This window comes from Cellulosimicrobium sp. CpK407, assembly GCF_051844275.1.
Lineage (GTDB): Bacteria > Actinomycetota > Actinomycetes > Actinomycetales > Cellulomonadaceae > Cellulosimicrobium > Cellulosimicrobium cellulans_G.
The window spans coordinates 80,500-96,391 of sequence record NZ_JBGNYC010000010.1 but is presented as its reverse complement, the minus strand read 5'-3'; the positions used below and the strand labels follow the sequence as shown (position 1 = coordinate 96,391).

Here is a 15,892-nt window from a genome sequence, read left to right as displayed (position 1 = left end):
CATGAGGGTCGTTATCCAGCCGATAGCGACCCTCATGTCGTGCTCGAGGGCGGGTGGCGTCGTGCTCGGTGCGGGCCGCGGGCCGCGCCGGGCAGCGCCTTCGGGTTACGCAGGTCTCCTCACGAATCGCCTAGGGTGGGTCGGGGCGCGATGCCGCGCCCACGCCGACCCGACGAGGGGGACCCATGACCGACCCGACGCCGACCGCCGCCACCCCGCCGACGTTCGTCGTGACCGAGCAGCAGTTCGAGGCGATGTTCCCCGAGCGGAGCGCGTTCTACACGTACGCGGGGCTCGTCGCCGCGACGGCCGCGTACCCGGAGTTCGCGACGACGGGCGGCGACCGCGTCGCCCGTCGCGAGGCGGCGGCGTTCCTCGCGAACGTGAGCCACGAGACGCACGGGCTGGTGCACGTCGTCGAGGTGAACACCGCGAACTACCCGCACTACTGCGACCCCGCGCAGCCCTACGGGTGCCCCGCCGGGCAGGACGCCTACTACGGCCGCGGCCCGCTCCAGCTGAGCTGGAACTTCAACTACCGCGCGGCCGGCGAGGCGCTGGGGATCGATCTCCTGGCCGACCCGTGGCTCGTCGAGCAGGACCCGACCGTCGCGTGGCAGACCGCGCTCTGGTACTGGAACACGCAGCCCGGCACGGCCTCGATGACGTGCCACGAGGCGATCGTCGGCGAGCACGGCTTCGCAGAGACCATCCGGTCCATCAACGGCCCGCTCGAGTGCGAGGGCGGCAACCCGCGCCAGATGAACAACCGCGTCCGCCTCTTCCGCCACTACGTCGAGATCGTCGGCACCACGACGGGCGACCACCTCACCTGCTGACCATTCCGGTCCCCGCCCCCCACCCCGCGCCGAACACGACGACGGCGCGGCCGTCCGCGGTCGCGGTCGCCTCGCCCGCGGGGACGGTCGTCGCCCGGACGGGGAACGACTGGTAGGCGTTGGCCGCCGGCGCGACGTCCGCGACGATCCGTGTGCCGTACGGCGTGGCGAGCTCGACGTCGACCGGTGCGTCCGCCGTGCTCGTGGCGCGCACCGCGACGTAGGCCTTCCCGGCCAGGCACCGCGACTCGGCGGTGACGGTCAGCGGCGGCTCGCCCGTGCCGGAGCCCGGTACGACGGCGTCCCACGGCACGCGCGCGACGAACACGTCCGCAGCACCCGCGTTGGTCGTGCCCGCGGGGGCGCCGTACGTGAGCCCGGTGAGCAACGCCGCTCCCTCGCCGGTCGTGCCGGCTGGGTCGTCCGATTCCGGCCCGGAGGCCGGGGCCGGGGCCGCGAACAGGTTCGCGTCGTCCCACTCGTCGGCGCCGTCGCGCTCGCGCGACCCGGTCTGGGTCGCCTCGCCCGGGGTGCCGTCGGCCGCGACAGGGAACGTCACGACGTCGACCCCGCCGACGGCCGTGCCCAGCGCGCCGTACGTCGTGCCGACGACGAGCACCGCGTCGTCGGCGCCGAGCACGCCCGTCACGCCGCGGTCGTCGGTCGACGTGCCGACCTGCGTCGTCCACAGGACCTCGCCCGTGGCGTCCAGGGCACGCACGACGACGTCGTTGTCCCCGAGGTTGCCGCCCTCGCCGAGCGCCCCGCGCGTGTGCCCGACGGCGACGACCGACCCGTCCGAGCGCGCCACGAGGCCGTTGACCTGGTCGTTCTCCCTCGTCGCGACGGCGCGCAGCCACTCCAGCTCGCCGTCGGCGTCGTAGCGCGCGACCCAGCCGTCGTTCGCGCCCGCACGCTCGGCCCCGGGCATCCCGCCGCCCGACACCCCGCCCACGGACACCGCGCCGTCGGGCGAGGCCGCGACCGCGAGCGCCTTGTCCTCGCCGGGCCCGCCCACCTGGCGCAGCCACAGCAGCTCGCCCGCCGCGGAGACCCGGCCGACCAGCGCGTCCTTGTCCCCGGCGCTCGGCGCGTCGCCCACGGCACCGCTCGTGTATCCGGCGACGTAGGCGCCGCCCGCGCCGTCGGGCGCGACGGCGTAGAAGCGGTCGGCCGCGCCGGGGTCGCCGGTCTGCAGCGTCCAGGCGCGCTCGCCGTCGGCGGTGACGGCCGCGACGAACCCGTCGTCGCGCGTCGTGCCCGCGTGGGCGCCGTCGAGGTCGCCCTTGGTGTACCCGGCGACGAGCACGCCGCCGTCGGCGCCCGGCACGACGCCGTACGCGCGGTCGTCCGCGGCCGTCGCGACCGCGTGCCGCCAGACCTCGGCGCCGTCCGCGTCACGCCGAACGACGACCGTGTCGAGACCGCCCGCGGGCTCGTACCCGTCCCACGCACCGGCGAGGTTCAGTGCGACGGCGGTCCCGCCGTCGGGCAGGGCCGCGACCCCGCCCGCGCGGTCGTCGCCCGCGGAGCCGAGGAGCTCGGCGTCCCACGGCGCGGCGGGCGTGGTGCGCAGGCGCGCCGAGACGTCGACGACCCCCTCGCGGAACGCGGGCCGCCAGACCTCCCAGTCGTGGCCGCCGTCGAGCACGCGCAGCTCGGCGGTCACGCCCGGGACGCGGCGCGCCTGGTTGTAGAGGCGTGCGGACTCGAAGTCGATGTCGTGCGTGGCCTCGGCGGGGTCGGGGTTGGCCCACTCGTCGTCGCCGACGGCGACGAACAGGTGCACCGGGAGCGCCGGGTCGAGCGCGGCGAGCGCCGCCGGGTAGGACAGCTCGGTGTACCGGTCGGCGTCGAACGGCGCGGTGCCGACGCCGTACGCGCCGTAGTCGCGCGCCGAGGAGTCCGCCGGGGGTTGTGGCACGTACACCGCAGGGCTCAGCACGATGCCCGCGGAGAACGTGTCCTGGTGGGCGAGCGTGAACCGCAGCGCGCCCGCGCCGCCCATGGAGTACCCGCCGACGGCGCGCGCCTCGCGGTCCTCGACCGTGCGGTACGTCGCGTCGACGTGCGCGACGAGGTCGCGCGTGAACGCCGTCTCGACCGCGGTGCCTGCGCCGGCGCCCGTCGCGTCCCCGGTGTACAGCGAGTCGGTGTACCAGGAGCCGCGGTCGTTCCACGGCGCGTCGGGCATGACGACGACCATCGGCTGGATCTCGCCCGCCCCGATGAGCTCGTCGAGGTCGCCCGTGACCTGCTGCCACGCGGCCTGCGTGTCGCCGCGGCCGTGCAGCAGGTAGAGCGTCGGGTACTCCTGCTCCGCGTCGTCGTAGCCGGGCGGCAGGTAGACCGTGTAGTCGATCGGCCCGGCCGCCGAGTCGGCGACCCGCCCCGCTTCGACCGTGCCCTGCTCCGCGGCCGTCGCGGGCAGCGCCAGCCCCAGCCCGCCCAGGCCGACCGCGAGGGCCAGCGCCGTCCCGACAGCCGTCGTCCCCGGCCGTCGGCCCGGCCGTGGTGCCGACCCGCGCTGCGCCGGGTCTCGTGGTGCTGCGTCCATCGTGTTCTCCTCGTCGAGATCCGTGAATGTGCTGCCCCCTTCCCCCCTCCCCACCCGCCGAGCACGACGTTGCTGTCGTTCTCGGCCCGATAACGACAGCGACGTCGTGTTCGACCGCGGGCAGGGTCGTGCTCGGCGCCGGGGCGCTAGCCGGCCGGGCGGCGGTCCGCCAGGGCCAGCACGGTGCGCGCGCGCTCGACCATCGCGACGTCGAGGAACGTGCCGTCCGCGAGCGCGACGACGCCCGTGCCCGACGCCGCGGCGTCGCCGACGCGGTCCACCACCTCGTGCGCGCGGGCCACCTCGTCCGGGGTCGGGAGGAACGCGTCGCGGATCGTGTCGAGCTGCGCGGGGTGGATCGCGGTGCGGCCGCAGAACCCGAGCGACCGCCCGGCGCGGCACGACGCCGCGAGCCCGGCGAGGTCGCGCACGTGCGTGAACGCGGACATCGCGGGCGACGGCAGCCCCGCCGCGCGGGCGGCCACGACGACCCGGCTGCGCGCCCACGCGAGCCCGGCCTCGTCGTCGACCCGCAGGTCGGAGCGCAGGTCCGCCTCGCCGAGCCCGAGCGACGCGACCTGCGGCGACGCCGTCGCGAGCTCGAACGCGCGCTCGACGCCGAGGGCCGACTCGACCAGCAGGTGCAGCGCGCGCCCGGGGAGCGCCGCCGCGAGCGCGCGGACCTCGTCGGCGGACTCGACCTTCGGCGCGCGCGCCCCGACGGCGAGCGGGAGCCCGGCGAGGGCCGCGACGTCGGCGGCGTGCCACGGCGTCGCGGGGTGGTTGATCCGCACCTGGACCCCGCGCGCCGCGGCGGCCTCGTCCAGCAGCCCGACGGCGTTCCCCCGCGCCTCGTCCTTGCGCGCCGGCGCGACGGCGTCCTCGAGGTCCACGAGCACGACGTCGGCCGCAGACCCGAGCGCCTTGGCCACCCGGTCGGGCCGGTCCGCGGGCACGTACAGCAAGGTCAGCGGCGGCGCACCGGCCCGGGACGCGCGCCGGTCTCCCGGACCCGGCCGAGCGCCCGCACTCATACCGCGCCCTCCGCCCGGAGCTCCGCGACGCGCTCGGGCGAGAAGCCGAGCTCGCCGAGCACGGCGTCGGTGTCGGCGCCGTGCGCGCGGCCGGTGAAGCGGATGACGCCGTCGTTCTCGGACATCCGGAACAGCGGGCCCTGCATGAGCATCGGCCCGAGCTCGGGGTCCTCGATCTCATGGATCGTGCCGAGCGCGCGGAACTGCGGGTCGTCGACGATGTCCTGGGCGTCGTAGATCGGCGCGACGGCGGCCTGCGCCTCCTCGAACGCGGCGACGACCTCGTCGCGCGTGCGCTGCGCGATCCAGCCGCCGACGGCCTCGTCGAGCAGGTCGGCGTGCTGCGCGCGCTCGACGCCGCTCGCGAACCACGGCTCGTCGACGATCTCGGGGCGCCCGACGAGGCGCATGACGCGCTCGGCGATGGACTGCGCCGACGTCGACACCGCGACCCACTGCCCGTCGCGCGTGCGGTAGGTGTTGCGCGGCGCGTTGTTCGCGGACCGGTTGCCGGTGCGCGGCTGCACGGTGCGGAGCTGGTCCCAGCGCGTGACCTGCGGCCCGAGCATCGCGAGGATGGGCTCGATGATCGCCGTGTCGACGACCTGCCCGTGCCCGGTGCGCTCGCGCGTGGACAGCGCGACCATGACGGCGAACGCCGTCGCGAGCGACGCGACGCCGTCGGCGAGCCCGAACGGCGGGAGGGTCGGCGGGCCGTCGGGCTCGCCGGTCATCGCGGCGAACCCGCTCATCGCCTCGGCGAGCGTGCCGAACCCGGGGCGGGTGCGGTACGGCCCGATCTGCCCGAACCCGCTCACGCGCGCGAGCACGAGCCGCGGGTTGCGCGCGGACAGCTCGTCGTAGCCGAGGCCCCAGCGCTCGAGCGTGCCGGGCCGGAAGTTCTCGATGACGACGTCCGCCTCGGCGACGAGCGCGAGGAACACCTCGCGGCCCCCGTCGCTCCCGAGGTTCGCGGTGACGGTGCGCTTGTTGCGCCCGAGCGTCTTCCACCACAGGTTCACGCCGTCCTTCGCGGCACCGTGCGTGCGCGACGGGTCGGGCTTCGTGGGGTGCTCGACCTTGACGACGTCGGCGCCCAGGTCGCCGAGGTGCATCGCCGCCATGGGCCCGGCGAACAGCGTCGACGCGTCGACGACGCGCAGGCCCGCGAGCGCGCCCGCGGCCGGGTCGCGCGAGACGCGCGGTGCGTCCGTCATGCCGTCACCCCCGTCCCGTCGTCGGCGAGGTCCCACGCGCAGCGGAACCCCACGGTCGCGCCGCGCGCGAGCCCCAGGCCGGGGACGAGGAGCTTGACCGCGTAGTCCGCCGCGTGGCGCCCGCCCTCGACGTACCAGTCGGAGCCCTCGGCGCGGTGGTCGCTGCCGCCCTTGAGCATGACGAACCGCGTGCGGCCGTCGGAGTGCTCGGAGCCCGTCCAGCTCCACACGGCGGGCTCGCCGCGCGTCCAGCCGGGCTGCTCGGCCGCGAGCTGCCACTCGTCCTCGGTGGGCAGGCGCCCGCCGCGCCACGCGCAGAACGCGCGCGCGTCGTCGAGGTCGACGAACGTCACGGGCTCGCCCTCCGTGCCGGGCGCGGGACGGCCGTCGACCCAGTGCGCGAGGAAGCGGTGCGCGACGGCGGGCGCGTACCCGGTGGCCGCGAGGAACTCCGCGAACTCCGCGTTCGTCACGTCGGGCCCCACCGCCACCGGGGCGGCGAGCTCGCCGTCGCGCTGGAGGGTCCGCGCGTCGTGCAGGCGTGGCGGGAGCGGCTTCCACTCGTCCACGTACGGCGCGCCCTGGTACATCCCGGTCTCGCGCGCGCGGTACCGGACGGTCAGCACGTACGGCCCCGCGGGCACGACGACGGCCCCCGCCCCGGGCGCACCGCTCGCCCCGGGAGCCGCGACGGTCTCGGCAGCGGGTGCGAGACGCCGCGCGAGGCGGTGCGGAAACCGCGCGTCGGGGTCGTGCGGCGCGGTCTCGTCGAGCGCGGCGACCGCGTCGCGCAGGTGCGGCAGCCAGTCGGGCTCGCCGACGCCGTCCGCCACGCACAGCACCGCGGCGACCCCCCGCCCCGGCACCCGCACGCCCCGCCGAACCCGGGATTCCTCCCCACCGACGGCCCCGGCCGAGGAACGATCCAGGGTTCGGCGGGAGGGGTGGTCGGGCGGGAGGAGGGGGCCGTCGTAGTCGGACTCGCCGCGGTTGACCAGCGTCCACAGGGTCACGCCGTCGAGGTCCCAGCGCGAGGCGTAGACCCCCGCCTCCTCCGCCTCAGGGGCGAGCTCGGTGAGGGGCGTCCACCCGCCGTCGAGCAGCAGCGGTCGCGCCGCGCGCTGGACCGTGACGAGGCGCTTGACCGTCGCGGCGTCGCGCCGCGACCACCCGACCCACACGCCGAACACGACCTCCCACACCATGACGCCCACGCCGTTGAGCCACGCGGACTGGAGCTCCTCGGAGTGGTCGCGGTGCCAGCGGCGCACGTGGTGCTGCATGTGCCGGCGCTCGTACCAGTGCGCGCGCAGCACGCCGGGTACGGGCGAGTCGGCGAAGAACTGCGCCCACGACGACGAGTGGTCCTCGATGCGCTCGACCGGGAGCTTGGACTCGCCCTCCAGGACGATGCCGGCGCGCGCGGCCTCGAGCCGCGCGACGAGCTCCGGCTCGGCCTTCTTCAGCGTGTCGAGGAAGACGCCGTCCGCGCCGAGGTCGCGCACGACGGCCGCGAGCTCGGTGAGGTCGTCGTCGCCGCGGCGCGTGCCGACGTCCCACGGGTTGTAGTCGACGAACACGTGCAGGCCCGCGTCGTGGAAGGTCCGCACGAGGTCGACGATGCCCGGGACGTCGCGGTAGAAGTCCCACTGGTTGCGGTCGTCGATCCCGATGACGGGGTACGCGTGCCACAGCACCACGGCGTCGAGGCCGCCGAACCGCTCGCGCGCGTCGGCGAGGAACCGCTCGGGCGTGAACCGGTGCTCCTCGAACGAGTACAGCAGCTCGTCCCACAGCCACACCTGCGCGACCGTCGAGCACCCCGCGGCCCACGCCGCGTCCGGGCGGTCGTACGCGGCGCCCGTGTACCCGTGGCGGCGGCGCGCGTCGTCGCGCCACGCGGCGAGGCGCTCGCGCCAGGCCGGGCGGTCGGCGGGGTCGGCCGGGCCGACGAAGATCTTCGCCTCGTCGAGCGCGAGGGACTGCTCGGGCGTGAGCGGCCCGTCGAGCGAGACCTCGGTCGGCAGGTCGATCGGGCGCGGGACCAGCGGGTCGAACGTGTAGGTCATGGTGCCTTTCCCTCGGCGGGCCGGGCCCGCGCTCGGTCGTGCGGTGAACAGGCTCAGGTCGGTCGGGTGAGGCCCTCGGCCCGCCGCGCGAGCGCGACGACGTCCGCCGCGTCGGGCACGGCGTCCTGCGCCCCGGGCCGGGTCACCGCGAGCGCGCCCGCGGCGGCGGCGAGCCGCGCGGCGTCGGGCAGGTCGGCGCCGCGAGCGAGCGCCGCGGCGAGGACACCGCAGAAGGTGTCGCCCGCGCCGGTGGTGTCCACGGCCTCGACGGCGACCGCGGGGACGTCGGTGAGCAGCTTCCCCCCGGGCAGGCGCTCGGCCACGAGGCTCCCCCGGCCGCCGAGCGTCACGACGACGGCCGGGACGCGCAGGAGCAGGAGACTCGCGAGGCTGCTCGGGTCGGTCCCGCGCGCCGTCGTCCCCTCGGGACCCGGAGCGCCCTCGACGCCCTGCACGTCTCCGGGAGGTGGCGCCGCACGGAGGTCAGCCCCGGCGAGGTCCGCAGCCTCGTGCTCGTTGACGACGAGCACGTCGATCGCGGCCCAGAGGTCGTCCGGGAGGTCGCGCGACGGCGCCGCGTTGAGGACCAGCAGCGCGCCCGGTCGGCGCGCCGCGGCGGCGGCGCGCACGACGTCGAGCGGGATCTCGAGCTGCGCGAGCACGACGTCCGCGGCGGCGATCCGCTCGGCCTGCGCCGCGCCGACCGTCACGTGCGAGTTCGCACCGGGCGCGACGACGATCGCGTTCTCGCCGTCGGGCGAGACGGTGATGAGCGCGGTGCCCGTCGCGGCGTCCACGCGCTCGACGAGGTCGGTCCGCACCCCGCCGCGGTCGAGCGACGCGAGCAGCAGGTCGGCCGCGTCGTCGTGCCCGAGCGCGCCGACGAACGTCGTCTCGGCACCGCCCGCGCGCGCCGCGCCGACCGCCTGGTTCGCGCCCTTGCCGCCGGGGTTGCGCCGCAGCTCGCCGCCGAGGATGGTCTCGCCGCCACCGGGGTGCCGCGGCACGTCCACGACGAGGTCGACGTTCGCCGACCCGACGACCACGACCCGTCCCGAGCCGCCCGGGACCGTGGCGCCCTGCTCCCCGTCCGCCGTCGTGCTCATGCCCGTACCTCCTCCGCGGAACCCTGCACGGCTCCCCCGGCCACCACGACCGGGACCGTCGCGAGCGCGACCGTCCGCGCCGCGAGGTCCACGATCCTCTGCTCGCCACCGGGCAGCGAGGTCGCGATGCGGCCGTCGAGCGGGCGCGTCCACTGCGGGCCGATCCCGTCGACGCCCTGCAGCGCACCCACCACGCCGCCGACCGTCGCGCCGGCGGAGTCGGTGTCCCACCCCGCGGTGACGGCGATCGCGACGCTCGCGCCGAAGTCGCCGCGGCCGTCCGCGCCGCGCCCCGCGGTGAGCGCGTAGGCGATCACCGCGGCGTTGTTGAGCACGTGCACCCAGTGCAGGTCGCCGTACGCGGCGTGGATCGCGTCGAGCCCGGCGCGCACGCCCGCCTCGGACGCATCGCCGTCGCGGCTCGCGTCCCGGCCGAGCCGGATCGCGGCGGCCAGGCGGCTGCCCGGCGGCACGACGGCGTCCGCCGCGTCGAGCACCTCGTCCACCGTCTCGCAGACCATCGCCGCCGACGCGAGCGCGGCCGCCCACATCGCGCCGTACGCGCCGTTGCGCGTGTGGCTCAGGCGCGCGTCCGTCCACGCGAGGCGCGCGGCCTCGCGCACGTCGCCGGGCGAGACCCAGCCGAGCACGTCCGTGCGGATGAGCGCGCCGATCCACTCGCGGAACGGGTTGTGGTGCGTCGCCGTCTCCGGCACCGGCCGCGCGTCCAGGATGTTGCGGTACGCGGCGCGCTCGGCGGTGAACACGCGGCCCGCGGGCAGCGCGTCGAGCCAGAGCTGCGCGACGTCGTCGGTCGTGAAGCCGCGCCCGTGCCGCTCCAGCAGGGCGAGCGCGAGGATCGGGTAGTTGAGGTCGTCGTCCTCCGGCATCCCGTCGATGTTCTCCTCGAGCGACGTCGGGGCGCTGCGCCGGTTCCACGGCCAGCGCGCGGCGACGTCGTCGGGCAGCCCGACGGCGGTGAACCAGCGGTCGAGGGGCCACCGGCCCGTCGCGCGCAGGATCTCCTCGATCCCGGCGCGCGGGATCTTCTCGACCGGCTTGCCGAGCAGGCAGCCCGCCGCGCGGCCGGTCCAGGCGCCGAGCACGCGGTCGGCGTACGCGGCGTCGGCGGCGGTGGCGGTTCCGGTCGCCGCGCCGGCGGCGAGGCCGTCGGAGGACCCGACGGCGCCCGGGCGGGTCGGCAGGCCGGGCGCCGCCGGGAGCGTGGCGAGGATCGCGTCCCAGTCGTCGGGCTCGTGCGGCGCGGGCGCCGCGGGCAGCGCGTCCAGCTCGACGAGCAGGTCGCGCGCGAGCGTGCGGAGCGCCGGGGTCGCGGGCACCGGTCCGGCACCGCTCACCGCGGGGACGGGGTCCCCGCCGGCAACGGTCCAGCGCTCGCGCACGTCGGCGAGCGCCGCAGGGTCCTTGCCCTCCGCCGTCGCCTGGACGAGCTCGTGCGCGAGGAGGTCCTCGGGCTGGGCCCAGGTGAGCCTCACGCCGGGTCACCCGCCCGCGCGGGCTGCGCCGCGCCGTCGGGCACGCCGGGTCCGCTCCCGTCCACGGACGCGCCGCCGAGCTCGGCGAGCGCGCGCAGGCGCGACGTGGCGCGCTCACGGTCGGAGCGGAGGATGTCCGCCGCCGCGGACGCCATGAGGCGACCCGTCTCGCGGATGTCCATGCGGCTCGCGTCCTCGATCGCGTCGAGCCACTCGTCCGGCACGACGGCGGTCCCGCCCAGCCCGGCGCACACGGCACCGGCCATGACGGCGATCGAGTCGGCGTCGCGCCCGTAGTTCACGGCGCCGAGCACGGCGCCGCGGAAGTCGCCGTGGTGCCCGAGCACGAACCCGAGCGCGGCGGGCAGCTCCTCGATGGACTTGGTGCGCGACGGGCGCCGCGCGTCCATCGACATCTGCCGGTACGCGGGTCCGACGGAGTCGAACGGCGCGACCGTGTCGCGGATCAGCCGCGCGAGGGCGCGCTCCTCCTCGTCGGTCGTGGGCGCCGTCGTCCAGCCGTCGAACGCCTCGACGACGGCGCGCAGCGCGGCGGCCGTGCCGTCGTGCGCGACGTCGAGCGCGGCGTGCACGACGTCGTCGACCGTCGCCCCGGGCGCGACGGACGCGGCGACCATGGCCGCGAACACGCCCGCGGCCTCGCGGCCGTAGCTCGACTGGTGCGCGCCCGTGAGGTCGATCGCCTCGGCGTACGCGCCGCGGGGGTCGCCCGCGTTCGCGAGGCCGACCGGCGCGACGTACATCGCCGCGCCGCAGTTGACGACGTTCCCGACGCCCGCCTCGCGCGGGTCGACGTGCCCGTAGTGCAGGCGCGCGACGATCCACTTCTCGGCGAGGAACACGCGCTGGAGCAGCAGCGCGGTCGACTCGAGCTCGGGGATCCACCGCGGCTCGCCGATCATGAGCGGCACGAGGTCCTCGGCCATCGCGTACGCGTCGAGGTGCTCGCGCCGCTTCGCGTACACCTCCACGAGCGCGCGCGTCATGAGGGTGTCGTCCGTGACGTGCCCGTCGCCCTTGTGGTAGGGCGCGATCGGACGCGCGTCCTGCCAGTTCGGGTACCAGGGCTCGACGATCCCCGTCACGCGCCCCCCGTGGCGCTCCTCGATCTGCTCGGGGGTCCAGCCCTCGGTGGCGCCCCCCAGCGCGTCCCCCACCGCCGCTCCGGTGATCACTGCCACCGCTCGGTCGTCCAGCCAGGTCACGGTCCACTCCCTGTCGATCTCTCCTCGGCGCGGGTCGCGCCCGGTGCGACCCGTGGGGGCCGCGGTTCCCGGCGGGGGCGGTCGACCACCGACCGACCCCGCGCTTGTCCTGCTACTTGGTGATCTCGTCCCAGCCCGACTCGAGCTCGGTCGCGAGCTGGTCGGCGTCGATCTCCTGGGCGAGGAACTTCTGGTACGCGGGCGTCGCGACCGTGTCCTTCCACTGCGCGTACGCGTCGACGAACAGGTACGGCGCGGACGTGAGGAACTGACCGGACGAGAGGATCGTCGACCAGCCGTTCTCGTCGCCGAGCGACGTCGCCATGGCCTCCTGCGCCGACGTCGTCGCCGGGATGAGCGCGTCCGCCTCGTTGAGCGCAGCGAGGTTCTCGGTGTCGGTGAAGAACTCGATGAACTCCGCGGACTCCTCGACGTGCTCGGAGTCGATGTTCACCGACAGGGTCTGCGGGTTGGCGGCCTGCTCGGCGCCGTCGGGACCCTCGAGCGGAGGCAGCACGACCCAGTCGAAGCCCTCGGGCGCGTCGTTGGCGATGTTCGCGGCCTGGAACGAGCCCTGGATCGTCATCGCGACCTGGCCGCCGTAGAACGACGCGAGCGTCTCCGACCCGGACTGCGTGAGGGTCACCGGCAGCACCGTGTTGTCGGTGTGCGCCATCTCGTCGACGAGCTCCGGCAGCGCCATCTCGCCCTCGCCGATGGTGATGCTCGCGTCGGCGCCGGTGCCCTCGAAGTACTGGCCGCCGAACCCGGGAGCCATCGCCATGAACGCGGCCGTCGGGCTCGCGAGCCCCCACCCGAGCCCGTACGCGCCGTCCTTCGTGGTGGCCTTGGCGATCTCGCGCAGCTCGTCCCACGTCATGGTCTCGCCCGTGGGGATCTCGACGCCCGCGGCCTCGAGCATCGTCTTGTTCGCGAACACCATGTAGGACTGCAGCTCGGTCGGGTACGCGATGACCTGGTCGTCGACGGTCACGGAGTCGAGGATGCCCTCGGGGATGTCGGCGCGCTTCTCGTCGGACATGTACTCCGACAGGTCGGCCAGGTAGCCGTCCACGGCGAAGGGCACGATGCTCGCCGCCTCGTAGTGGATGATGTCCGGCGCGGCGCCGCCGTTGAACTGCGTGATGAGCTTGTCGTAGATGCCGTCCCAGCCCGCGGGCACGATCTCGACCTGGACGTCGGGGTTCGCCTCGTTCCAGTCGGCGACGATCTTCTCGGTCGCCTCGATCGCGGCGGGCTGGTCGGACAGCGACTGGAACTTCAGCGTCACGGGGCCGCCGTCGGTGCCGTCGTCCCCGCTGCCGCCCCCGCTGGAGCAGGACGCGACGAGCAGGGTCGTGATCGTGAGGCATGCGGCGATGGACGCACCACGAGTCTTCATGGTTCTACCTTTCGGGTGGGGGTGGTTCGGGGGTTCATGGGGTCACCCCTTGACGGCGCCGGACAGCAGGCCGCCGGTGAGCTTCTTCTGCATGATCGAGAAGAAGACGATGCTGGGGATGGCCGCGAGCACGGAGCCCGCGGCGAGGGGACCGAGCGCCACCTTGCCCTCGCCGCCGATGAACATCTTCAGCGTGATGGGCAGCGTGTAGTTCTCGGGCGACTGGAGCAGGACGAGCGCGAAGAAGAACTCGTTCCACGAGGACACGAAGCTGAACATCGCCGTCGCGACGATGCCCGGCATGAGCAGCGGGAAGACGATCGTGCGGAGCACGGTGAACCGGCTCGCGCCGTCCATCGAGCCCGCCTCCTCCAGGTCGACCGGGATCGCGGAGACGTAGCCCTGCATCATCCACAGCGCGAACGGGAGGGTGTACGTGGTGTGGACGAGCGTCAGCCCGACGAGCGAGTCCGTGAGCCCGATGGTCCGCAGGATGAGGAACAGCGGCAGGATGATGAGGATCACCGGGAACACCTGGCTCACCAGGATCCAGCCGACGCCCGCCGCGCGGATCTTGCCGCGCAGGCGCGCGAGCACGTACGACGCCGGCAGCGCGATGACGATGACGAGCATCGTCGAGACGACCGCGACGATCGCGCTGTTCCACGCCGAGCGCACGAGGCCCTGCCGCGAGAGCGCCTGGGAGTAGTTCTCCCAGTGGAAGTCCTGCGGGATCAGGCTCACGGTGAGCGAGTTGAGCTCGCCCGACGACTTGAGCGAGGCCGAGATGAGCCACAGCAGCGGGAAGCCGAGGAAGAGGATGTAGAACGCCAGGGCCACGTACTGGGCCGGGCGGACGAGTGCGCGCACGGGTCAGCTCTCCTTCTCGGAGCGGAACTGCGACCGCAGGTAGATCGCGAGCAGGAGGACGACGACGACCACGAGGACCACGCCCATCGCGGCGGCGTAGCCGATGTTCCGGTTCTTGAACGCCTCCAGGTACGTGAAGAGCATCGGCAGCATGGTCCGACCGCCCGGCCCGCCCTCGGTGAGCACGTAGACCAGCGAGAACGAGTTGAAGTTCCAGATGAAGTTCAGCGACGTGATGGACGTGATGATCGGCCGCAGGCTGGGGAGCGTCACCGCCGTGAACCGGCGCCACGCGCCCGCGCCGTCCATCGCCGCGGCCTCGTGCAGCTCCTCCGGGATCTGCTGGAGCCCGGCGAGCAGCGTCACGGTGGTCTGCGGCATGCCGACCCACACCCCGACGACGATCACCGCGGGCAGCGCGGTGGAGAAGTCCGCGAGCCAGTTGACGTCGTCCGGGAGCCCGAGGGCGCCGAGGAACGCGTTGAGCGGCCCGGCGTTGGGCGAGTAGATCATCTGCCACATGATCGCCACGACGACCGGCGGCATGGCCCACGGGATGAGCGCGAGGACGCGCGTCAGCCCCTGGAGCCGGAGCCCGGAGTTGAGCAGGAGCGCGAGGCCCATCGCCGCGACGAGCTGGAGCAGCGTCACCGAGACGGCCCAGATCATGCCGATGCGGAACGAGTCCCAGAAGAACGAGTTGTCCGCGAGGCGCACGAAGTTGTCGACGCCCACGAACTGGTAGTCCGGGTGGCGCACGAGCCGGGCGTCGGTGAACGCCAGGGCCACGCCCATGACGAGCGGCGCGACGCTCAGCACGAGGATCGGCAGGAGCGACGGCATGACGAGCGCGATCGCCTCGCGTCGCTTGGCGCGCGCCATCCCGCCGGTTCGGCGCGGGGCGCCCCGGTCGGGCCGACGCGCTGCGGCGGCGTGCGGGTCGCCCGCCAGGGTCGGGGCGCTCATCGGCGGTCACCTCCGGTCGTGGCGGCCGTGGCGTCCTGCCCGACGGCGCCGCTCACCCCGCCCTGCGCCCCCGCCTCGGGCGTCGCGGCGGTCGACTCGCGCACGACGAGGCGCGGTCCGACGGCGGTGTGCCGCCCGGCCTGCGCGTCGCCGTCCACGAGGTCGACGACGAGCTCCGCGGCGATCCGCCCGCGCTCGGTCGAGCCGAGCGAGACGCTCGTGAGGCTGGGCTGGAACACCCGCCCGATCTCGGTGTCGTCCATGCCGGTCACGGCGACGTCCTCGGGGACCGACAGCCCGCGCTCGCGCACGGCCCGGATCGCGCCGATCGCGAGCAGGTCGTTGGCCGCGACGATCGCGTCGGGGCGGGCGCCGTCGTCGGTCCCGTCGAGGAGCGCGAGCGTGGCCGCGAGGCCCGCCGCGACGGTGAAGTCCGCCGCGACGACGGCGTCGGCACGCTCGCCCGTGAAGTCGTCGGCGCGCGTCGCGGCGTCGAAGCCGCGCTGCCGCGCCTCACCGGGCGTGGTGTCGAGAGGGCCGTTGAGGAACGCGAGGCGGCGGCGGCCGAGGCCGAGCAGGTGACGCACGGCCTCGCCGATGCCGCCCGCCGAGTCGGTGGACACGGAGTCGATGCCGCGGTCGGCCAGGGTGCGGCCGATGACGACGACGGGCACGGGTGCCTGCCGGATCTCCTCGACGAGCTCGTCGTCGGTGCGCAGCGGGCTGAGGATCATCGCGTCGACGAACCCGCTCGACAGGCTGCGCACGAGCTCGACGGTCGACCGCGTGGTGTCCCCCGTCGTCATGACGACCACGCGGTACCCGTGCGGCGCGAGCACCTCGTGGATCGCCGTCATCATCTCGACGTAGACGGGGTTGCCGATGTCGGCGACGGCGAACGCGACCTGGAACGTCTTCTTCAGGCGCAGCGAGCGCCCGATCGCGTCCGGGCTGTAGCCGAGCTCGGTGGCCGCGGCGCGCACCCGCTCGACCATCGCCGGGCTCGCGCCCGTCCCGTGCAGGGCGCGGGAGGTCGAGGCCAGGGAGACCCCGGCCCGCTGTGCCACCTGGATCAGCGTGGCGCGTGATGACGTCACTGTCGTCCACCTC

Annotated in this window: 12 protein-coding genes; 1 reads left to right on the top strand and 11 read right to left on the bottom strand. The window is 74.9% G+C overall.

Annotation, left to right across the window (positions count from 1 at the left end; all coding sequences use genetic code 11):
* Nucleotides 1-185: 185 nt before the first annotated feature.
* Nucleotides 186-839 (top strand): chitinase, encoded by a 654-nt coding sequence (locus ABWU78_RS06895; protein WP_253054464.1) that lies wholly within the window; start codon nucleotides 186-188, stop codon nucleotides 837-839.
* Here ABWU78_RS06895 and ABWU78_RS06890 read toward each other — a convergent pair.
* The 11 genes from ABWU78_RS06890 to ABWU78_RS06840 form a co-directional block, all read right to left on the bottom strand.
* On the bottom strand, nucleotides 829-3,396 hold the full coding sequence (locus ABWU78_RS06890) for an alpha/beta hydrolase-fold protein (RefSeq protein WP_439157939.1): 2,568 nt from the start codon (nucleotides 3,394-3,396) through the stop codon (nucleotides 829-831). The genes ABWU78_RS06895 and ABWU78_RS06890 overlap by 11 nt on opposite strands.
* A 146-nt stretch (nucleotides 3,397-3,542) precedes the next feature.
* Nucleotides 3,543-4,352 (bottom strand): HpcH/HpaI aldolase/citrate lyase family protein, encoded by an 810-nt coding sequence (locus ABWU78_RS06885; protein ID WP_353708179.1) that lies wholly within the window; start codon nucleotides 4,350-4,352, stop codon nucleotides 3,543-3,545.
* Nucleotides 4,353-4,426: 74 nt separating this feature from the next.
* A complete protein-coding gene (locus tag ABWU78_RS06880; protein WP_439157938.1) occupies nucleotides 4,427-5,647 on the bottom strand; it encodes a CaiB/BaiF CoA transferase family protein in 1,221 nt (406 codons plus the stop codon).
* Nucleotides 5,644-7,716 (bottom strand): SUMF1/EgtB/PvdO family nonheme iron enzyme, encoded by a 2,073-nt coding sequence (locus tag ABWU78_RS06875; protein WP_439157937.1) that lies wholly within the window; start codon nucleotides 7,714-7,716, stop codon nucleotides 5,644-5,646. Before ABWU78_RS06875 ends, ABWU78_RS06880 begins: the two co-directional genes overlap by 4 nt.
* 53 nt (nucleotides 7,717-7,769) lie before the next feature.
* On the bottom strand, nucleotides 7,770-8,822 hold the full coding sequence (locus ABWU78_RS06870) for a ribokinase (protein ID WP_439157936.1): 1,053 nt from the start codon (nucleotides 8,820-8,822) through the stop codon (nucleotides 7,770-7,772).
* Complete coding sequence (locus ABWU78_RS06865; RefSeq protein WP_439157935.1) at nucleotides 8,819-10,318, bottom strand: ADP-ribosylglycohydrolase family protein; 1,500 nt, start codon at nucleotides 10,316-10,318, stop codon at nucleotides 8,819-8,821. Before ABWU78_RS06865 ends, ABWU78_RS06870 begins: the two co-directional genes overlap by 4 nt.
* Nucleotides 10,315-11,544 (bottom strand): ADP-ribosylglycohydrolase family protein, encoded by a 1,230-nt coding sequence (locus ABWU78_RS06860; RefSeq protein WP_439157934.1) that lies wholly within the window; start codon nucleotides 11,542-11,544, stop codon nucleotides 10,315-10,317. The genes ABWU78_RS06865 and ABWU78_RS06860 overlap by 4 nt, the downstream gene beginning before the upstream one ends.
* 112 nt (nucleotides 11,545-11,656) lie before the next feature.
* On the bottom strand, nucleotides 11,657-12,946 hold the full coding sequence (locus ABWU78_RS06855; protein ID WP_439157933.1) for an ABC transporter substrate-binding protein: 1,290 nt from the start codon (nucleotides 12,944-12,946) through the stop codon (nucleotides 11,657-11,659).
* Nucleotides 12,947-12,988: 42 nt separating this feature from the next.
* Nucleotides 12,989-13,816, bottom strand: a complete 828-nt coding sequence (locus tag ABWU78_RS06850; protein ID WP_353708173.1) for a carbohydrate ABC transporter permease — start codon at nucleotides 13,814-13,816, stop codon at nucleotides 12,989-12,991.
* Between the two features lie 3 nt (nucleotides 13,817-13,819).
* Entirely contained in the window at nucleotides 13,820-14,782 is a 963-nt protein-coding gene (locus tag ABWU78_RS06845) for a carbohydrate ABC transporter permease (protein WP_253054488.1), read from the bottom strand.
* Nucleotides 14,779-15,879 (bottom strand): LacI family DNA-binding transcriptional regulator, encoded by a 1,101-nt coding sequence (locus tag ABWU78_RS06840; RefSeq protein ID WP_253054490.1) that lies wholly within the window; start codon nucleotides 15,877-15,879, stop codon nucleotides 14,779-14,781. Before ABWU78_RS06840 ends, ABWU78_RS06845 begins: the two co-directional genes overlap by 4 nt.
* Nucleotides 15,880-15,892: the final 13 nt, after the last annotated feature.